8 protein-coding genes are annotated in these 22,253 nt (G+C 47.0%); 2 read left to right on the top strand and 6 right to left on the bottom strand.

The genetic code is table 11. The annotated features are described in order from the left end of the window. Window positions 1-170: 170 nt before the first annotated feature. The 5 genes from FIV45_RS03210 to FIV45_RS03190 all read right to left on the bottom strand — a co-directional run bounded on the left by FIV45_RS03210 (window position 171) and on the right by FIV45_RS03190 (window position 18,630). Entirely contained in the window at window positions 171-6,155 is a 5,985-nt protein-coding gene (locus FIV45_RS03210; RefSeq protein WP_099470930.1) for an autotransporter outer membrane beta-barrel domain-containing protein, read from the bottom strand. 892 nt (window positions 6,156-7,047) lie between these two features. Next, entirely contained in the window at window positions 7,048-17,337 is a 10,290-nt protein-coding gene (locus FIV45_RS03205) for a calcium-binding protein (protein WP_099470929.1), read from the bottom strand. 51 nt (window positions 17,338-17,388) lie between these two features. Then, window positions 17,389-18,003: an imm11 family protein gene (locus tag FIV45_RS03200; RefSeq protein WP_099470928.1), complete on the bottom strand. Its 615-nt coding sequence runs from the start codon at window positions 18,001-18,003 to the stop codon at window positions 17,389-17,391. A 311-nt stretch (window positions 18,004-18,314) separates the two neighbouring features. Continuing rightward, on the bottom strand, window positions 18,315-18,473 hold the full coding sequence (locus FIV45_RS03195) for a hypothetical protein (RefSeq protein ID WP_181040187.1): 159 nt from the start codon (window positions 18,471-18,473) through the stop codon (window positions 18,315-18,317). Then, window positions 18,430-18,630, bottom strand: coding sequence for a hypothetical protein (locus FIV45_RS03190; protein WP_133118506.1), 201 nt, complete (start codon window positions 18,628-18,630; stop codon window positions 18,430-18,432). Before FIV45_RS03190 ends, FIV45_RS03195 begins: the two co-directional genes overlap by 44 nt. Window positions 18,631-18,860: 230 nt before the next feature. Here FIV45_RS03190 and FIV45_RS03185 point away from each other — a divergent pair, with 230 nt between their 5' ends. Both FIV45_RS03185 and FIV45_RS03180 read left to right on the top strand, forming a co-directional pair. Beyond that, window positions 18,861-20,471 (top strand): class I adenylate-forming enzyme family protein, encoded by a 1,611-nt coding sequence (locus FIV45_RS03185; protein WP_181040135.1) that lies wholly within the window; start codon window positions 18,861-18,863, stop codon window positions 20,469-20,471. Between the two features lie 16 nt (window positions 20,472-20,487). Then, window positions 20,488-21,252, top strand: coding sequence for an enoyl-CoA hydratase/isomerase family protein (locus FIV45_RS03180; RefSeq protein ID WP_099470926.1), 765 nt, complete (start codon window positions 20,488-20,490; stop codon window positions 21,250-21,252). Window positions 21,253-21,276: 24 nt separating this feature from the next. Here the strand turns inward: FIV45_RS03180 and FIV45_RS03175 are convergent, their stop codons facing one another. Then, entirely contained in the window at window positions 21,277-22,236 is a 960-nt protein-coding gene (locus tag FIV45_RS03175) for an ornithine cyclodeaminase family protein (RefSeq protein ID WP_099470925.1), read from the bottom strand. Between the last annotated feature and the right edge of the window lie 17 nt (window positions 22,237-22,253).

Below are 22,253 nucleotides of genomic sequence, written 5' to 3'. Positions count from 1 at the left end.
TAGTTGCCAGCTTGCGTAAACTCGTACGCTTAAAAACATACCCGTCAAACGAAATTTGGAGTGAGTAAAAACTTAAATATGATGGATACTCTTCATCTGAAGAGTATCCATCATTTGTTGGTGAAATTATCGTATCACCCTCAAACTACGCCATCTTGGGCAATAGCTGTCTAGAAATTTATACCGAAACCAATATTGGCTTGATGTAATTTTCTCTGCCCAGTGTAACGACCGGAATAACGAGCGTATAGGGTGAACCCATTTGTCAGATCAGCAGCCAAACCAGCGCCAATCATAAGACGGCTCTTGCCTGACGTCGCCACATAATGGTTTTGACTGGCCCCGCTATTACCAACAAAATGCGAGCTGGCCAGCAAACCATCCTGTTTCACGTCATAGTCCAAGCCAACCGTGAGCTCTGGTGTAATGATTGCACCAGATTCACTGTTGAAGTTTTTCGCAAGACGTATGGCGGCATAGCCGGTTACCGTTTGTTGCGTATCGTCTTCAATGGCAAGATTCAGTCCGGATAATCCCGTTTCTTCGGCATATTTCCGCGCAACAGATGTCCAGGACAAGCCCAGTTGAGGTTCAAGTATGACGCTTTCAAACCCAAGATCATAAGCCAATTCCCCCTGCGCCGTCACATAATTAAGGTCATACGTTGCATAAGCAGTACCGTCCAGGACGCCTGTTTGAATATGGCGCGTGGAATCAACATCCCCCGCGCCATAGCTCACCGCCGCCCCGAGACGCAACCGGTTCATATGATAAACACCGTTCAGGCCAAGGAGATAAGCCTTATAATCATTGGAAGCATTTAAGCCATTTAGAGTCTGATGACCATCAACATAGCCCAGCGTAAAACCGACCATCGCTTTGTCGGATAGTCCAAAATCCGCCCCGGCCAAGATACCATATAGGTTCTCTCTATGCCCACTAAGATTTGAAGTCCCATCCTGACGATCGAAAGCACCAATCCCTTCGACCCAAAGGCGCATACCTTTATGGCCTTGATGTTGACCAAAGCGACCTCGATTACTGTTAATCATTGACTGTCCTGAGATCAGACCCAGTTGCCCCGCGGCGGCGTGACTTTCCCCGGTCATTTGGCCTAATGCACTGGCCAGTTCAGAAGAATTCAGTGAGGATAATTTGCTAAAGGCCGCGTAGGTCTCAGAGGACAAGTCCATTGCCATCAAAGCCGCGACATACTTTCCCTCAGCACTATTTTTGAATGCTGCATCACTGGCCGCGAACTGGTCCTCCACGACCACGGTCGCGTTCTGATCGCCATACACGAGCGATACATGCTTAAACAAAGCCGTATTGTTGTCCGGCAGGGCAATGGCGCTAAACTGTCCCTCGACAGTTCCGGTCACCGCAAGGAATTCTCCGCCTGCGTCATTTACATCACCCGCGAGCTGTAAAATGCTGCCCGTCAGGCTTGCGTCGCCCATGACAGTGACAAGATCTCCGGCTTCGATGGAAAGCAGGCTACCCTCTGTCATCATCAGGTTGCCTTCGATGGTCAACATGCCCGGGCTATTTCCCGGAGAAATCGTGCCCATATTGGTGACGTTGCCGGTTATGGTGCCCGTCCCAGACAAGGTTCCCGCCGTGATGGTCACTTCAGCAATATCGAGAACTCCGCTCAGATTGAAGTTCCCTGATCCGGTTTTCTCCAACGTTTCAAAATTCAGATATTTGCCACCGTCGACAGAAACCATTGACGTATAATCCAGAAGGATATGGTCGTTGCCAAGCCCGCCATCGACTTGCCCCTCCATCACACCGCCTTCTGACATTTCAAAGCGATCATTGCCATCGCCCAAATCAACAGAGCCTTTGATCAAGCCACTGTTTCGAACGATTTGTTTGCCTGAGTCACCACGGATAGCGCCTGCGATGGAATGGGTAGTGCCATAATAATCGGTATAGGCGACGCCATCAGTGCCAATTATGCTTCCGGCATTTTCCAGAATGGTATCGTCCTGAGTATTACTTCTCATGTCAACGGCAATAGAACCTCGTTTGGTGGCTTCAATGGTCCCGCCGTCTTCGTTGGTGAGGAGCCCATTGCGATACAAAACCGCAGAAGTGCTACTGTAACTTTGGTAGGCGTCCCCGGTATGGTTTATCCCGTTATGAATGGTTGGTCCGCCCGTGGACTTAATCTCCCCCCTATTTGTCAGGTTTAAGGATGTGCTATTGTTCACGTATACCGCATAGGACACGTTACCCGTCGTGAGGATTTCCCCGTCATTGACAAATGATACTATATCTTCATCTGAAACCTCGTAATACTGATGAAGATACACGGCAGTTGAACCGTTATTTGTTGTCTTAATTGTCCCAATATTATGTGCGTCTATGACATTCCCACTTAACCTTACCGCACGGTTGGAGGATGTAATCAAACCAGAATTTTCAAATTTAATATTTTTGGAATATTCTATAGTCACACTACCGCCCGTTATAGTTCCTTCATTGCGGAATGATGTAATCTGGTTATTGGATGGCGTATGTTCTGCACCATCAAGTATGATCTCCCAATTGCTATCGTATTGTCGAGCGCCCTGCAAATATACGAGGGTATTTTCATAGCCGATATTTTCCAATGTTCCGGTATTGGTGACCTGCGCCCCAGCCGCATTCGTCAGGTAAATGCCAAAATTACTGCTGTTGCTCGTTATATATCCGTCATTGGTGATACTAATATCCTGGCCAGTGCCTTTTATGCCGCCAATCATCGCCTTATTCACCAAGGCGGAACCGGAACTTCGGAGGTCAAAGGCATAACCAGAGCCAATATCCATTTCATTAATCAAGGTGCCGTTGCCCGCAACAGAAATGGCCGCATTTACCGTCTGGCCCGTCTCCTTAAGGGTAACAATCGTATCTTCACCGATCATACCAATGGCATACCTTTCAAAACCGGCCTGTTGAACCAATGCCGCGTCCGAGGTTTCCCGATAAACAAGACCATAGGCATCCGATCCATATCCGGCAGATACAACGCCGCTGAGAAAGCTTGTGCCTGTGGACGTTGCGTTGACAAACAGGGTGTTGTCCCCATTGCCCAAATTCAAGTCACCATCAAGATAACCGCCATTGGCAAAATAGGTGTCGTTGCCCCCGCCAAGAGAGATGTTTCCGATAATCTGTCCTGCATTCGATATGGCTGTGGATTTTGAAGAATAATAATCCAGACCGATGGCTTGGCCATTGTGGCCCTTGATAACACCTGATGCTTTGTTAAGAATGATGGCACTTTCATAACTGCCGTTACTGGCTATATTTATCACTTTCCCTTGTGAAGAAAGCATACCAGAGTTCTCCAGAACGCCGTATAGCTGAACAGCTGGCCCGGTGCCCGTTGTGACGGTTCCTGTATTGGACGTACGTCCAACAGTATTAATGCCGATAGCATTATCGGCCAACGCAGTAATCGTGCCATCATTGGTAAAATTGGATCCCCAGTCAACATATACGGCGGATTTTGATTGTGCCCCCACGGTGCCCAGCTCTATGTCCGCCTTATTGATAAGAGTTACATTTGATTGGGTACGCACGATAGCAGGAATAACATACTCGTAATTATCCACCAGATTCCGCTTGAAATTAACCGTGTTGGTGACCGTGCCCTTGCCGCTGATATTGAGATAATCTGTTATATAATCAGCCGTTGAGTTCAGCGTAATATGGGCATTCTCGTCACCTGCCAGAACGCCAATAATTTCAAAACCGGCATGGCTTTCGATATCAACGGATGTCACGAGGTCACTTGAATAGACAAAATAGTCAAACCCCTCGCCGGCGACAACACCGCCCGCAATATCAGAAAATTTGGCACCAGAATCAATATTCAGGATAAACCTGTCATGATCAGCCCCGAGATCTACAACGCCGCTGACTGTCCCGCCATCATGAATGAAGGTATCATTGCATCGGCCGAAAATGACCGACCCGGAAATAGTTCCGCTGTTCGTAACACTTTCATAATCACAGTAATAATCGTTGCTATCTGGGTCGAGAAAAGTAACATTTCCTGTTATGTTTCCTGCGTTATCCAGTTTAAAATTATTAGATCCATATCCTTGGAGTGCAATTCCGTTGCCGCCAGTAATCTGACCCGTCGCGCTGTTCATGATTTCAATATTGTCAGAATAATATGAGGAACTAGCAATTGCGGCACTTTGCTCAGAAGATATTGTTCCTTTATTGGTTATCGTCATGTTGGTTGCATACTTTAAACCGGATGCCTCTACCCCGCTCGCGTGGAGTGTTCCATTATTCTCAAATTCCATTTCGCCATATGATGACCCTGATAATGCAGCTGCATGCGCATCCCGTCCTGAGGTATGAATTTCACCTGAATTAATGACATTGGCAGTACCATAAAGCCCCAGTCCAATACCCCACCGACCTGATGTCTCTATTATCCCTGAGTTCTCGACAGTTGGGATGGTTTCAGGGTTGTTATTCCAGTAGTTTGCCACAATGCCATAAGAAATTTCTCCCGACGTTTGGATGGCACCGCTGTTAATGATCGACAAGGCACCATTAGCTCTGATACCGCTCGAATTACGCCCTAACGTACGAATTCCACCATCATTTTCAATCTTATTACCCAGCCCCCCAAATATAGCATCTGAATTTTCACCGCGATTTCGGATATAGGCATTATTTATAAAGGAAGCGACAAAGTCTCCTTCATTCTGGGCTGGTTGAAGGTTGATGACGGCATAATTATCGGTATCTAGCACATGTGTTGTGTTATTTATAACCGTGCCTTCTCCCATAACCAAGATGGGATTATAAAAGGGAAAAGGGGCTGTGACAACCGTTAGACACACCCCGTGCAGAAAATCCTCACAACCACTATTTTTCGTATTCTCTCCTATGGAGATCACTGTATCTTGACCTCTAGCCTCGACAGCGAACCGTTCAAAGCCAAGCGGTAAGCTTGGCATTATTGTGATTTCTCCTTCTGCGCTTACGCCATAAGAATCAACCCCATCCCCCGGCTCCACCGTGCCACTGACGGAGCTAATTCCCGTCCCATTTTTATAGTCATATAGAAATAAATCATTTCCCCCACCGAGGTTAAGATTTCCTGTGATTGTCCCGCCCATATCACGATAAGTATCTTCGGTGTAGTAAGATGAACTAAAATCTACATCCCCGACAATGGAACCGAAATTAGTCACTGTTGCCCCCTGCCCGTTTATAGCGGTGCCAGTGGCTCTAATTTCACCGGTTATCTCATTAACAAGCGATGAACCATTCAGATAAAGGGCGGTGCCACTGCCGGACGTCTGGATTTGGCCACTATTGGTGACAGACCCATAGCCAATATAAAGGGCCGAGCCATGGGCTCCGGTGGCTTCTATAACACCAGAGTTGGAAATGTCTGTGTAAGAGAGATATATGGTATAGTCATCATTTACGGCACTTTTGATCGTGCCGCTGTTCTTTAATGTCGAATTATTGGCAAAATAATAGTGCTTTCTGAGCGCAGAATTAGTGCCCCCATCAATAAGGCCTGCATTATTGAGGTTCAATTCATTAAAGAACCAAATCCCCCCTATAACTTGACCCGTTGCCTGATTATTAAGAGTCAAATGATAAGGATTTTCAATGGCCAGTCCACCGGTTCCTTCAAGACGACCACTATTGGTAATATCGTAGGTCCCATTAAAGTCATAAGGGTAATTCGCCGATGAAATACCTGTATCGCCTCGAATAACCGCATCAACCTTATTAACAATTGTAAGGTTGCCAGACCCTGCATGAATGCCGTAATCGGCGCCCCTGATCAGATTTGAATTCTCTACGATAAGATTATAACTTGAATCTATTCCCTTTGTAGAACTTTGAATCAGCCCCTCGTTAATCAATGTCTTGGAATTTCCACTGAGGGTGAAAGAAGGTGAGCCGGTCATAACGGCGCCGGGCGTAACCTTAATGTTCAGATTTGTTCCCGAGGAAATATAACTATTGCTTACCGCGCCATCACAGATGATTTTGGCGTCCGGATTTTCGCTTTCCGGCAGGCAGGCCGCCTGGGCCGATATAGAGAACAATAAAGTTGAAACGATTCCGATAACCGCGGTGGAAGATAGAAGTTTAATACGATACGGACAGGACATTACCCAACCCCCAATTAATTTGATTTACTAATATGTACATTTCAAGGGAGAAGGGAAAATATATGATCAATCACAATATATAAATATCCGTGCAATCCCCCCAAGAAAATCAATTCAAAATGGACACATTTACCAATGATGTCAAGATGTTATTACTCCATAAGAAACTAACTGATATTATTCTGGAGATTCAGGGTGACTCTATTGAGGGTCGTGTCACGTTAACTTCTCTAATACAGTAAGAAGTGATCCATTGCTTGAAACCAATCCTCATCGGATAAATCAGTCCTAATTTAGGCCAGCAAGAAAATATGGTTCTGGTGATTATGTCGTCAACAGGCAAGGATTGATAGTTCAGTTACTTTTTCAGCATAAGTTCATTGTTCAAGTAAACAATATAGTCATATTTATTTTACCCTACTTACTTTAGCTCGGCACTAATCTCATTCTATTCCACAGGTTTTACACCACCTGCAACATTTTTATGTCTACAGGAAGTATACTGAGTGATATCGCTACCTATAAGGAGTGTGACCTCGTCTACTGCATATATATGATATGTTCTCCGTCAGGAGTTTGGGCCGCTGTTTTTTTGATGCACTTGGCATATCCGTTTCCGAACTTTTAACCAACCGGCAAACCGTTTTTCTTCTTCGCGCTGCCCTACGAGTCATAACTGACATCAATACCGCGTTCGGCCAATAATTTTCTACATCACGACAACTCATGAAGAAGCTAAGTTAAAGCCAAATAGCCTGCCTGAATTATATCTGGGGAAAGCGATATCGATATTATGATGTTGTTTTCATTAAACGCCGATAGTACAGAAATTGTACGGAATTAATGTGCTAGCCCATATTTCCCCTTCCTCGAAGACATTACTTCTTTCAAATCACCAGTGATGGGCCGAAGATATTGCGGAGAATATTTGAGAAGAATTTGGTACTCCTGTCCGATCCTCAAAGCGGATCTCAGCGGCGCTTGATTCCCCAAATGCACTCATTGATTGGCGCAACAGAAGAAGGGATTGATCAGATATTTCTTCTGGCGCATCAGGCCCTTGCAGATCCAGTGATACAGAAGCATAGCGTGTTCCCGAATGAGATTGTATCAAAGGCGTATCTTCCCAACCTGCATAAGAACGTCCAGTTTCTCCACTAAAACTTAACTCCCTGCTTTCCTCAAATTTCCAGAATGGGATCTGTCTTTCTTGGGGAACTTCAGCATCGAGATTAGCAGCTTGTGATTCAAATACTTCCTGTTCAAACATGGCGCTGGTCTGAGCACTTGTTGCCGCCGCGGCCGTTGTGAGGTCAGACATTCCCCAAATTGTGCCATCTGCGAAAACAACTTCTTCAATCCCATAAGTCGAGCCCCGTAGTTGCTCGTCAAGCAAAATTGACCCCTCTGCGTTGGTGAAGGTTAAAGTCACATCATCTGTATCCACGGTATCGCGCGTCACAACGATATTGCTGGTCGTAATGCCCGCGCCCAATATCAACTTGTTACCTGTCTCGCTGTCTCCATAAGTCGTCGAGGAATATTCATAAAATATGTCATTCCCATCGCCGAGATTATAGATATAAGTGTCCGGGTTCCAGCTGCCTTCCAGGCGATCATCCCCCGCGCCGCCAATTAGCGTGTCACGGCCTTCCCAGCCATAAAGCCTATCGTTACCCGCGCCGCCATCAATGACATCCGTACCTCTATGACCAAAGATGATATCATCTCCAGTTGTTTGCAAGCTTGCAATTCCCGCCGCAGCAAGATCGGCCATGCCCCAAATGGTGCCGTCTGCAAAAACGATCTCTTCAACGCCATTCTGTGAGCCTGCAAACTGTTCCTCAAGAAAAATTGAACCTGCCGCGTCCGTAAAGCTCAGGGTCACATCATCCCAATCACCGCTATGCCGCGTCACAACGATATTGCTGGTCGTAATGCCTGCACCCAGGATCAACTTGTTGCCTGTCTCCCGGTCGCTATAAGTCGAGGAGGAATATTCATAGATAGTGTCATTACCGTCTCCGAGATTATAGATATAAGTGTCCGGGTTCCAGCTGCCTTCCAGGCGATCATCCCCCGCACCGCCAATTAGCGTGTCACGGCCTTCACCGCCATATAGTGCGTCATTCCCAAGGTTCCCTCCGAGAACATCTGCTCCATTGGAACCTGTCAAGCGATCATCATATTGTGATCCTGCAAGAGACTCTATATTAGCAAAACTATCTCCGTCAGCGGATCCTCCTGTCGCTGTATTACCCCCTAAGTTGATGGTCACCGCAGCAGAAGACGATATATAAGTCACGGTATCAAATCCTGCCCCCCCATCGATAGCATCAGCCCCCAATCCACCGTCTATCAGGTCATCAAAGGGACTGGCTGTAATCGTATCATTCCCGTCTTGGGCATTTATCTGATGAGCTCTTTCACCCAGACTAACATCAATTATATCGTCACTATCAGTTCCATTAATAACTATAATGCTATCAGGTGAGGTTTCTGTTGTAAGAACAAATTCGTCATAGACGCTGTCCCCGGATATATCTGTGGCCGATACCTTGATTGTAATCTCGCCCACATGGCTTTCTTCCGGTGTACCGGAAAAAGTCAAGGTCTCCGAATCGAAAGATATCCAATTTGGCAACTGAGCCCCATCAGTGAGCGTCACAGTATATGTCAATACATCATCTGCATCGACATCTACAAAGGCCCCATTTTCCAGTGTATAATTAAAGGCAACAGATGCCATTGCAATTTGATCGTTCAACACCCGCCTTAACTCTGGCGCATCATTGACATTCGATACCGTTAAGTTAAAAGTATCAGATACACTCGCCCCTGAGCTATCGGTAGCGGTCACTGTAATTTGCGGCACACCCACGTCACTATTTAAAGGCATTCCGGAAAAAGTCCCTGTTACTACATCAAAAGAAAGCCAGGCCGGTAAAGCGGAACCATCGGAAAGAGTGGCGGAGTAGGATAATACATCCCCCTTATCGATATCGGCAAACACCCCTTGTGGTAATGAAAAGCTAAAGGCTGTATCTTCAATGGCTTGCTGATCGGCAATTACAGAAATTACTGTTGGCGCATCATTAACATTCTGGACATCAACAGTGAATTCTTCATAAAAACTCAAAGTCCCTATCGAAGTGACCATTCTAATAACAAAGGCGCCTACTTCTTCATTACCCGCAGTCCCAATCAGTTTTTGATTAACTGAATCATAAGTGAGCCAAGTAGGCAAAAGGCCTCCGCCTTTTAGTGTAATTTGATAGGAAACAAGTTCCCCTTCTGGTGCCGTAACTGTTGGCAAGACTAACTGATATAACGTATCTTCAATTGGGCTTTGAGATGCTATATCGACTTGGTAACTGCTGATCCAGTCCTCAATTTGAGAATATGACCAAACTGTTCCATCGAAAAATTCAACCGTCTCAACCCATTTGTATTCACTCGAGAATTGTCCAATAATGGTCAGAGTATCATCAGTTCCTATTACGGATAAAATCAAGTCTGATCCTGATCTATGCAGGCGAATATCACTTGGCGTCAATCCATCACCTAACCGAATTTTATCAGACTGCCCTCCAAAATAGTAGGAATCCGTTTCATTGACCCTATCCTGACCATAACCTCTGTCAAACACATATGTGTCATTTCCCGAATATCCATAAAGCGCATCATTACCCAATCCTCCATCCAACACGTCGTTTGAACGGCTGCTAAATCCGTGAATGATATCATCACCATCCGTTCCGATAAGAGCCATCTCCTGTGTTTGTTGCCATGTCCACACTTCACCATTGTCAAAGACAAAGCTCTCAACACGTTCAGTCTCACCATGGTAATGACCTTTAATAGTTAAACGATCCTCCGAGCCAATGACTTGCATGATCATGTCGTTTCCAGTACGAATGACTTTAATATCTTCTGGCGTTAACCCAACCCCGAATAAAACCTTATCTGTTCCACCAAAGTAATAAGAATCTGTTTCGAGAATGGTGTCATAACCATACCCCTGGCCGAAGATGTACGTATCATCTCCTGAATAACCGTAAAGTAGGTCATTACCAAGACCACCATCCAACACATCATCGGCATGACGACCTGTAAAGCCCTTCAAGATATCATCATCGTCCGTTCCCACAAGGGTCATGACTTGAATGTCGTGCCATGTCCATATTGTCCCATCGTTAAAAACAAATCTCTCCACTCTGTTATACTCTTGAGAGAATTGTCCTGTAACGGTCAGGACATCATCGGTATCGATAACATTCAGTATTAAATCAGATCCTGATCGCACTACTTGTAGGTCATTCGGCCCCAACCCCACACCCAATTGAACCGTATCCGTGCCACCGAGGTAATAACTATCCGTTTCCAGGATCTTATCCTGACCATAACCCTTGTCGAAAATATAGGTGTCATCCCCCGAGTAACCATACAGGCTATCATCACCCAATCCTCCATCCAACACATCATCGGTTCCAAATGCATGCAGGACATCATCTCCATCGCTTCCAGATGTAAGCTGGTTTTGTACATCTCGCCAAGACCAAATTGTACCATCAGAAAATTCAAAGTTTTCCACGCGGTGAAATTCATCCTGGAACTGAGCATTAATAGTCAGGACATCAGTGGTCCCCGCAATCGACATTATTAAATTACTACCATTCCTAGTGAGCACCACATCAGAAACATCTACGTCATTCTTAAACAAAATGCGATCCGGCGTATCGTCAAAAATACTGGTCTGCTCATCAAAAACGCTATCCTGACCATACCCTCGACCAAAAATGAATGTATCCCCTCCATCACTTCCTTTTAAGCTATCATTTCCAAGACCCCCATCCAGGGTATCATTGGAGAAAAAACCTTCAAGTGCATCATCTCCGTCCGTCCCCTCAAGCAGTTTGTGTTGGATATCACCCCGCGACCAAATGGTCCCGTCACTAAAATGGAACTCCTCTACTTCCCAGTAACGATTACTCAATGTATTCGCACTGAATTGCTTTTCAAGCGTAATACTATCCGTACCACTCACATAGCCAATGATAAGATTATTTCCGGAACGATCCAGTACGATATCATTAGGTGTAATGGTATCACCAAATACGACTTTGTCATTGTCGTTTGCAAAAATGCTGCTTTGCTCATCGAAAATGATATCATTGCCATGGCCTGGGTCGAAGTAATAGGTATCACCATGATCCTTACCTTCCAGGCGATCATTGCCACCCTTTCCTTCAAGGTAATCTCGGCTGAAGAAACCAATCATAGTATCATCACCATCAGTTCCCTGAAGAATTCTAGATTCAATATCGGCCCTCACCCACGTCGTGCCATCGGCAAAACGGAATTCTTCAATCTCATAATAGCGATTACCCAAATTGCCCGCGGTAAACTGATTTTCAATCGTCAGTGTTTCATGGGTACTGGAAAGTGTTATAATTAAATTGTTTCCAACCCGGAACAAGTTCACTTCGTCAGGACTTACTGTGTCTTTAAAGGATACAATATCTGGAAGGTCTGCAAATATGCTCACCTGATTGTCATGTATCGTGTCATGACCATATCCTTCTCCATAAACATAGGTATCCCCTTCATCAGCTCCCATCAACCGGTCATTTCCTGCCCCGCCATCCAGTATATCCGAAGAATAAAACCCCGTAAGAATATCGTCCCCATCGGTGGCAGTCAGCAGCTTTTCCTGAACGTCGCTTCTGGTCCAAATAGTACCATCATTAAAGTGAAACTCTTCCACTTCATAATGGCGGGCTCCTGTGTTCCCCGCATTAAATTGCTTCTCAATTGTTAATGTATCATTGGTTCCCACGACAGAAAATGTCAGATTATTACCCGACCGACTTATCATCAGATCATCAGGCGCAATTCCGGCACCGAAAGACACCTTGTCTTTCCCAGATGTCAGAACGCTTTCCATATAGTCAAAAATTATATCTTGGCCATACCCACGGTCAAAAATGTAAGTATCCCCATCATCAGCACCAGCAAGGTAGTCATCTCCGGCTCCCCCATCAATGACATCCGCTGCAAAGAAGCCGTAAATTGTATCATTCCCGTCAGTTTTTGCTTCAGATAGCAATTTCAAACGAACATCGTATGCAGAGAGAGACACTCCACCAGCGAACTCGAAATTTTCAATCTGATCAAAGCGTACAATCCCATAAACACCAGAATTAACGGCAAAGAATTGCCGCTTCACAGTCACGCTATCTTCCATGGCGTTAAGTGAAATTTGAAGATCGAGCGAATTCCCCTCCCTCGAGAATGTCACATCTTCCAGCAAAATGTCGTGAAGGACGACTGTATCGGCACTGTTCTCCAGAATATTATCCTGTTTATCCTGTATGACTGTCGCTCCATAGCCTTTGCGAATGATGTAGTGATCTCCCATATCTCCACCTGAGAGGTAGTCATTTCCGCCTTTGCCATCCATAGTGTCATGGAAAAAGAAACCGTAAATATTCTCCTGTGCCTCTGTCCCTTTTGTTAAGTCTCTCAGAATATCTTTCCAATTGACCCCACTGCCATCACTGAAAGTGAAGTCCTCAACCCGATCCATCCATGCAATCCCGAGCACGTCGGTATTTACTGCATGGAACTGATTGACAATCGTCAGCTTATCATCTGATCCAGCAATGGTAACTTCCAAAGTATTTGAGTCCCCATCACGAGAGAACGTCAAGTCCTCCCGACGAATACCGTCCCCGAAGGCCACTCTGTCCGGAGCATCCAGGAGAATATTGTCCCCATTGTCCTCAATAATATCCTGACCATAACCACGTTTAAAAACATACAGGTCGGCGTCGTTACCACCTTTGAGAACATCATTACCCAACCCGCCATCCAGATAATCTACATCATTGGTGCCGATCAGTATTTCATCGCCCGCTTCCGGATGAGACACCGCCATGGCGATTTCATATTTGCCCCAGACAATGCCATCGGCGAATGTGATCTCCCGGACCCCGCGATCCGGATTGGCATTGCCGCCGAACAGGCCGGGGTTTTTGCCGATAAATTGTTCCTTGATCCGAAGGCTGTCTCCTGTAGCGATCACGGTGAGAATAAGATCGGTTCCCTCCCGCGTCGCCATGACATCCGTGGATTTATAAGTAGCAAAACGCAGGATATCGGCGGCGCTGCCGTCTGTGTCATCAATGACATCCTGCCCGAAATTACTGCCCACGACATAGGCGTCATACCCGCCGCCGCCTGCCGCCGTTTGATCCCCGGCGCCAAGATAGAAAATATCCTCATCCCCCGTTCCCGCAGTCACCCCCTCGCCCGCGACAATCACGCCAGGAATATCAAAGATATCGGCAACTTCGGTGATGGAGATTGGTAAAGCAGCCTGCTCATAGCCCGTCACAACCGCAGAGAAAAGATAGCTGTATGTGGTCAGTAAATGCGACGCGCCCCGGTCAAATTGCGTCAAAAATTCCTTCAGCACAGGGTCCCACCCCTCAAGATAGGTCCGCGCCTGTTCAGCATCGGCCGGAGCGCCGGAAAAAATATTATTCATCACCGGACCGATTTTGTCCGCCACAGTGGTCGAGAAAAGCTCTTCCCCCGCGTCATAGTCCATATCGGGGAAGAAGCCAGACAATCCGCCCTGTACAGCGAATGTTACCGCAAGCCGATCAATGACATCCTCCATCAGCTCCATATAGTCGTGATACGCTTCCCGCGCCTGAAATGTCGAGAGCACAGAATCTACGGGTAGTTTTTCATCCATATATTTTTCAAAGAATAATGCATCACGATGATCACTCTGTTCCCAATGATTGGCGACGTCCACCGGCATGGCGAGAACATCCCCCAGCGTCGGCGCGGAAATCACCACCCCCTGAGGACTTAACACAGGATCACCGCTGTTCAGAGTCCAGTGGCCAGCCACAGCATCAAAATAGGCAAAATCGGCGACAGTTTTCTCCCCCGCCTCGTCTGTGTGATACTGGAAAACCTGGCCTTTGCCGTCATCCGTACCCGCGTTGGCCCAGGCCCAGAGGATCGGCCGGATTGCTTCCTTCAGCGCCGCCATATCGCCGGTCATGGCGGTTTGCGCCGCCGTCTGCACCAGACTCATCAGCCCCGCATCCTGGGTCATCGCCACACGCAGATCTGAGAGAGTCCCATGGCCGCGCAGATTTGGCAGAGCTGCGGCTTCAGCGCTCACCGTCAGGTCGCCAAGGTCACTGCTGTTGTAATTGTCCCGGACAAACGCCACATCATAGGCCTGTCCCGTCGTGCCATCTCCCCGACTGAAGGACCCCACCGCCAGGATCGAATTACCGGCATTATGGTCTTCTCCCGCCTCCGGCGCGGCATGACTCAGGCTGAAAGAGGTGATATCCAGCTCCGCCAGGGATTTCAGTTCACCATCATCAGTCACCCCATTCTGGTTCAGATCCTGCCAGACCTGCAGCCCGGCGAAGCCCGCGTCGCTCGCATCAATCACGCCATCCAGGTTGTCGTCCAGCGCGGCCAGTGCGCCATAGCCATCCTGCGACTGATCGCCAAACATTTCCGAAATATTATCAATCTTGCCATTGCCGTTCAGGTCCCGCACCAAAAAGCCATCGTCTGGCCGTACCCAGCCCGTACGCTCGCCAAAACCATCATTGTCCAGATCGAAATAAGGCGCAACAACCGTCTCCGCCGTCAGCTCCAGCCCGTCCCCGTCCAGATCCAGCACCAGAGGGTCCGTGGTCTTCTTGCGTGGTGTGCCAAATGCCGCCTGGATCATGACATCAAGCATTTCGCCGAGCGGAGTCCGGTTCGCATGCTGAATTCCGGGATCTCCCAGTTTAAAAAACGAAAATGAAATTTGCGCAATCTGAATTCCCGCCGTGGGATTTTCCACGCCCGGACCGCCGTTATAGTTAGCGATGAACATTTGACTATTTGTCCATACATCTTCTACAACAAGCTGGTCCTCCTGATTAATCCCGTAACGGAAAAAACCGGTGGCCGAATAGGCATAAGGGTCTTCTGATCCCGTTCCCCATTTGATTCCTCCGGTGAGCTCTATGCCATAGAAATATACCCGATCCTCACTGCTGGCGTCGGCAAAAAGGATGTTATTGGCAAAGTAAACATCATCCGCCCCTTCCCCACTATGAATGACCGAACCTTCGCCGCCCCAGATGATCGTGTCATTGCCGCTGCCCCCGTCAATCGTCGCATTGATCCCATAGCCCAGAATAAAATCATCGCCGTCATCACCGGAAATATTGATCGCCTCATTTCGGGAGTGGATCTCGCTATCCCCCCAGGCAATGATCGTATCATCCCCCGCCCCGCCTTTAATATCCGCCTGACCGTTAAGGAAAATGGTATCTGCACCATCTCCCCCATCCAGCAGAAGTTTTAAATCTTCTTCCGCCAGCGCAGAATTAGGGTCTTCAGGATCAAGAGGCTCTCCCGCCGCAATATAATCAGGGTTCCAGGCCATGAGAACATCGTCTCCGCCCCCCCCACTGGCTACACCATGGCCATAGTGAAACAACACATTCTTCGACTCATTCCCCATCAGCTCCGCACCATCTGCACCAACCAACCATTCATTATTCACGGTGGCTTCGATCACACTTTGTCCGGTGGCATATACAATCTGGGGCGTGATTTTCTCCATAATCGGATTAATCACCTCAACCCCAAACTGTCCTAATATCGCCGTGGCCTTCTCTATGATCGGGTTTGCTTCAAACGCTTCCATAACCCCGAGGGCGGTTCGCGCTTCGTCAATCAGGCCATCCTCCGGTGTTGCCTCATTTGCCGTGATATAATTCTTCAAAAATTCTTTAAAGGCAGCATATCCGCCAACGGCGCCAAAGCTCACCACCAATGCCGCCCCCACAGGTCCGCTCATGGCCAAAAACGTGGCCCCCGCCAACACGCCGCTGGCAAAAGGCAGAGAGGCCAGGAATTGCGGTGCCTTTTCCGCTGCCCACTCCGTAAACTCTTTCTCGGGCGTTTCAACGGTTTCTGCTTTATATTGGGTATAGGCAAACAATCCACTCAGCGCCAATCCGGCGGAAGCAAATGCAAATTTGGGATTTGCACTACTCCTGCTGGCATTCCAAAATGCTTTGGTCAACGAATTATTACTATTATCCAGAACACGATCAAATTCCACAGGTGCAATATCGCGATAGGTCTCCATAAACTGAAGACGTTCATGATAAGCCTGTGTCGCACCGTAAACCCTCACATTTGTCGCCGCCACGCGGCTTTCATAATCGGCAAGCAACGATGGCAAATCATTTGGATCAGGAAAATAGGTGGTGTCATTAAGATTAGAAAGAATGCTATTTCTAAAAGAGACAAATTCTTCTGATTGCAACGCGATCAGAGTGTTCGCCATATCACGACCATATAACTTGACGACCGCTTCACTGGCAAGTATATCCGCACGAATATCATTTGCGCCGATGAATTCATCGCCCAGAAAAAATATCCGCGCCGTTTCTGGAATTTCATCCACAAACAGTTGCAAAGGAATATCCCCACCGCCAACGCGCAGGGAAGCAATTTTCTGATAAAGCGGATGCGCCTTCACCGCACCGTAATTAAATTTATCACCTATGGAATTTAAATAATCCCTGACCTCTTCAATCGTGTCATAGCGCGGATCATGTTGATTTAAGGCCAGCGAATGAAGCTGCCCCAACCCCATATTATCCAACTTGTCCTGATACATAAATTGTATCTTAATGAAATCGGTAAAATTCTTATATTCTGCCCTGAGCTCAGCCAGTCTGGCCTGACGGATAGTATCATCCGGCTCAGCAAGAGCATTATTCATATTTTTTCTAAGTTGATTAAGAAATTTCGGACTTTCAGCATCAGCCACATCAAAAAATAAGCCGTTAAATTCGGGAAGTTCGCCATATTGGTGCCGTCCCACCCCAAGGATCAGGCTGCCCACATCCTGTTCCGGCAACACCACGCCATTGGATTTATAGTCTTTGGCAATTCGCTGGAGACTACCGGGCGCCAGCCCTTCATTTAAAAAATCTAACCAGGGAAGATTACTGGTCCACCAGGCGCTGCTATGGACATGAGCTCCCTGAAAGCCGGAGGTGCCGTCTCTGGCGCCAACCAGATCTTTTAAATCTTCCGGCCGGGCTAAACTGGTAAATGTTGACATGGATCATCCCCTTTTAATGTGATCAAATAAAATATATTTTAAATATTCAATTCATGCTTCGTCATAATGTATGGAGGAAAAATTGGTCAGCCCCACCGCCCTCAGGGCCGCCACCAGCTCATCGGAAACATAACGGCCCAAGGTATATTTATCATGCCAGGCATGATGGCCCGCGATGGCCTTCTTATCAAAAACCTTCTTTATATCATCCTGCATGGGCAGAAATAACGTCCCCGGCTCGGTTTTTGGGATTGAATGCGCCCGGTTCAGGCTGTCCAGACGGTTCCCAATAACAAACAGATAGCGTTTGCCAAGATATTTACCGCGCTGTTCAATCTCCATGGGGAAAAACTGATGCACCCCGGACTCCAGCCCTTCCAGGATTTCCTTAAATTGCGCCGTCACCAGCAATCCTCCCGCGAGAAAGCCGTCAATTTCCAACAAGGGCTGCTTTGACGGGGACGGGCCGCCCCGTTTCAGACGGGTCGGTATATAGGTGGGATCGACCGGACGACCCGTCGTAAAAGGTTCGATATGAGAAATTCGCAATCCGCCATCTTGACTGCAATCTATAGGCGCAACCTTCTTCATATCCCCATCCAGAGGGGTATAGGGATTCATAAAAGTCCCATTTTCCTGTTTGCCGCCATGAAAAGCATAAGCCATATTATTTTCCTTAGTTTGATGCGCGTAATTATGCTACCGCCGCATGCCGCCGGTAAAAAGTGAAATTGGTCAAGTGCCGTAAATAAAGTAATTTTCTCGTCATTGCGGCCCCCAATTTTACCCTTGTTCCGACAGTCCGTCGATGCAGCTTGTGGTTCATTTAAATCAACCTTATCCCCGATCTTTCCGGGCGGCAATAGTCTATTTTGACTAATTGTGCAGATAAAGTGTAAATCAACCTTTAGGCGTATATTTTCTCGAATACTTCACCTCATCTTAATGTTATTTTTTTTCTGCGAACCGAACCCCCCTCACCTCTCGCGCAAACTTTCGTCTTTGTAGCGCAGCAGGGGCGAGAGCAGGAATTCGATCAGGCGACGCTTGCCGGTCTTGACCTCGGCCGTCACCGACATGCCGGGGGACAGGTTAATGTCCTTGCCCCGCACCCGAATGATGACCGAGGTTTTCATCGGCAACCGCATTCGGCGCCAGATTTTTCAGGAATTCCTGCTGGCGCTGGCGGATCTGCCGAGCGGCGCCGATGATCGCCTTGACACCTTTCGTGCCGAGAAAGGGTAGGAGATGCGGCCGCCATATGTCCGGGCCACGACTAAATCGTATGCCCATACATGACTTCCCCAGTAGGGCTTCAAGTTAATACATGACCCGTCATTGAGTCAGAGACGGCCTCTCCTGGGTTGCCTAAGAAACTATCTCCTCCTCTTGGGCGGTCCAAATTAACCAATGGCACGAGATTTCATATTGCTTCGACTTCCTTGGAAAAATAATCTTTGTCTTTCTATAATATATAGTTATATTGCAAACTAATATTAATTAGTTAATTCACTGGATTTATGATGGCACCGAAATTTCCTCACAAACCCCCGACGCCACCGTTGCTTGACCGGATATTTGATTATGTTGCCTACCATGCGCAAAAGAAGCCGGCTCAGGACGCTCTTGTTATGGACAATGTCCGATATAATTATCAGGAACTATCCCATAAAATAGATGATATTGCCCGTGGCCTGCTCGCCCATGGCATAAAAAAGGGAGATCGGGTTGCGACATTATCACCACCTCATCCTGACTTCTTCTTAACCTTTTTGGCAGCGGCATCAGTTGGAGCGATTTGGATTGGCCTTAATCCCCGTTATAAAATCAACGAATACAGATATTTACTGGAAGATTCGGGAATTAGTTTCATCTTCACATTCTCCCGTTTTGGCAATCGAGAATTTTTACCCGAACTGGAGCAATTAAAAAGAGAATTCCCCGCCATCAAAGAAATTGTAATTTTGGATGAGATTAACGTTCAAGGTGAAACATCTTACCTGTCTAAATTTATCCAACACGGCAAAGGGGTAAACAATACTGCACTGCGCATGGCCCGAGAGAGCGTGGATAAAATGGACCCCGCAGCAATTATTTATACGTCTGGCACCACCGGCGCCCCCAAAGGGACCATGATTTCGCACCGAGGCTTATGTGTGGTATTTCGGAATCAAATCTCATATTGGGGAACAACCCCCCTTCGTATGTTAAATTTTCTGCCCATAAATCATATCGGTTCTTTAGGTGATGCCGCTTGCTTCTCGCTCATTGCCGGAGGAACACAGTTTATGATGGAGAAATTTGACCCAGAAAAATCTATGCAAATTATGCAGGATGAAAAGATTACTCTCTGGGCTGGCGTCCCGACGACCTTCCAGATGTGCCTCGCTCTGAATAATTTTTCCGAATTTGACCTTTCCCATATTCAATTAATTGCTTTTGGCGGCGCATCCCCTTCCCGAGAACTTGTGGACAAATTGTTATTCTTACAGGTGCCGTTTTCAAATACCTATGGTCAGACAGAAACCACCAGCACTGTTACTTATGTGGCCCCAACCTTTGATCTGGAAGAAGTTACCGGTACGATCGGAAAGTCCGTTCCCGAGTATGAAGTCCGGATCATGGATAAGTCCGGACAAGAAGCCGATATAGGCGAAACCGGTGAAATACAGGTTCGTGGTACCTTTGTCATGTTGGGATATTGGAACCGCCCAGAAGCCACCGCTGAAGCCTTCACGCCAGAAGGTTGGCTTCATACTGGCGATTCAGGACAAAAACTTCCCAACGGAAACTTCAAATATATCGGCCGGATCAAGGAAATGTTTAAATCTGGCGGATATAATATCTATCCGCTCGAAATAGAAGCCATCATTGAGAAACATCCCGATATTGAAGCCGCCGTTGTGGTCAGCGTGGCCGACGAACTTTACGGTGAAACAGGCGTAGCTTTTGTACAGGCCGTCAATGGGCGCGTCATCAACATTGATCACCTTTCCCGCCATTGTAGTGATCTTTTGGCCAATTACAAAATCCCGAAAAGATTCATAGTTCTAGATGAACTGCCTGTACTTCCTATTGGGAAATTCGACCGAAAATTGCTCAAGAAACAAGCGAAAAACTTAATACCACACTAAAGATATTGGATAAAAGATGACAATGATAACCCATAACTTGGCCAATGGTCTCATGACGATTACTCTAGACAGACCAGAAAAGCTGAATGCCATGACACAAAAGGACTTTGCCTCCTTGCTGTCAACGATTGAGGAATTTCGCGATAATGACCAGGCAAAAGTTCTGATCTTAACCGGTAAAGGAAGGGCCTTTTGCGCCGGCGAAGATTTAAACGAAGTGAACGAAGGCACCCCCGATGATATAGAAAAAACCAGGGCCTCCGTCAGATTATTACAGAAAATTACCCAAACATTATATCAATCGGACAAACCCACCATTGCGGCCATTAATGGTATTGCCGTCGGTTTTGGCGTAGAAGTTTGCCTATCCTGCGACATCCGTATCGCCAGCAAAAACAGCTTCTTCTGGTTATCGGAAGCAACCCGGGGGCTTCTTCCCACAAATGGCGCTTTTTACTTTCTGCCGCGTCTTATTGGCACAGGCGCCGCCGCCCGCATGATGCTCATGGCGGAAAAAAACTCGGCCGAGAAGGCATTGTCGTTGGGACTCGTATCTGAACTTACCTCCACAGATGGATTAATGGCCAGAGCAGAAGAAATTGCCCGTGGAATGGCGGCTAACTATGAAACGTGCATGACCTTAATTAAAAAAGGCCTGCGTCAGACTTATAAAAAGGACCTGAATGAAATTCTGGACATGGAAATAGAAGGCACCATGCAACTTGCCCTACAAGGTAAAATACATGAGGGTGCCGCATCATTCATAAAAAAAACAACATAGACAAGTCTCTGAAGGGGCCTGTTTTCAGAATTTAACCTGATTGACTAGACCTCGAGAAATAGCCGTATCCAGCACCATTTTCGCGATTGAGAGATCTTGCAGGGCAATACCCGAGCTATCGAATATTGTGATTTCATCGCTGCTTCCCCGTCCTCTGTCGTCGCCGCTCAAGACGGCGCCGATAGCCGTAACTTTCAATTCAGGGGTAAGGAGGCTCGCACTTTCAAATTCACCTATCTTGCGTGACTGCGCAGGCAAGTCGGCATAAAGAGCGGCACATGATATGAGCTCAATTGGTAATTCCTGCTTACCAGACTGGTCCGCGCCCATGGCAGAAATATGTGTCCCGGGCCTTATCCAGTCAGCTTGAAATAAAGGCGCCGTTGCAGAGGTTACAGTAACCAGAATATCAGCCTGCCTACAAACCTGCTCTGTCGTGGAAACTTCCGCCTGAATTCCATCATCGGCCAAAAGTCGCACAGCCCGTTCGGCAGTCTCTTGTTGGCGACTGTTTATCAGAATTCTCTTGATATTCCTGATTTGACAAATGGCCTTAATTTCAAAAATCGATTGATGGCCCGCGCCCAACACGCCCAAGACGGTTGCCTCTCGCCGCGCCAAATAATCTGTCGCCACCGCATTCGCCGCAGCGGTTCGTAAACCATTTAAATATCCGCCGTTTATGATCGCATGCGTCCTACCAGTTTCTTCATCCAGCAAAATAATAGTTGTATTGTGGTTGGGTAATCCGCGGAGTGTATTTTTACTCCAGTAGGAGCCCATTTTTAAGCCACTTAATCTTTGATCAAACAAGTTCCCCGACTTGATGGAAAAAATATTCCCCTTGTCGCACCCCTTGGCAATCACGACGGGGAAGATTTCCCCTCTTGCCTGATACGAGGTAATGAAAGCCCCTTTAATGGCATCATAGGCGAGTTCTTGCGTCATAATTTCTTTTACAATTTCTTCAGAAACAACGAACATATCAAACTGCTTTCTTA

This window comes from Paremcibacter congregatus (genome assembly GCF_006385135.1).
Taxonomy (GTDB): domain Bacteria; phylum Pseudomonadota; class Alphaproteobacteria; order Sphingomonadales; family Emcibacteraceae; genus Paremcibacter; species Paremcibacter congregatus.
This window is presented reverse-complemented; position numbering and strand designations above follow the sequence as displayed.

Bases quoted from the DNA above. Each gene is read 5' to 3' on its own strand.
- FIV45_RS03200 (WP_099470928.1), bottom strand. From the start codon at position 18,003: ATGGCTTATGCTTTTCATGGCGGCAAACAGGAAAATGGGACTTTTATG.
- FIV45_RS03205 (WP_099470929.1), bottom strand. From the start codon at position 17,337: ATGTCAACATTTACCAGTTTAGCCCGGCCGGAAGATTTAAAAGATCTG.
- FIV45_RS03185 (WP_181040135.1), top strand. From the start codon at position 18,861: ATGGCACCGAAATTTCCTCACAAACCCCCGACGCCACCGTTGCTTGAC.
- FIV45_RS03190 (WP_133118506.1), bottom strand. From the start codon at position 18,630: ATGGGCATACGATTTAGTCGTGGCCCGGACATATGGCGGCCGCATCTC.
- FIV45_RS03180 (WP_099470926.1), top strand. From the start codon at position 20,488: ATGACAATGATAACCCATAACTTGGCCAATGGTCTCATGACGATTACT.
- FIV45_RS03210 (WP_099470930.1), bottom strand. From the start codon at position 6,155: ATGTCCTGTCCGTATCGTATTAAACTTCTATCTTCCACCGCGGTTATC.
- FIV45_RS03195 (WP_181040187.1), bottom strand. From the start codon at position 18,473: ATGAAAACCTCGGTCATCATTCGGGTGCGGGGCAAGGACATTAACCTG.
- FIV45_RS03175 (WP_099470925.1), bottom strand. From the start codon at position 22,236: ATGTTCGTTGTTTCTGAAGAAATTGTAAAAGAAATTATGACGCAAGAA.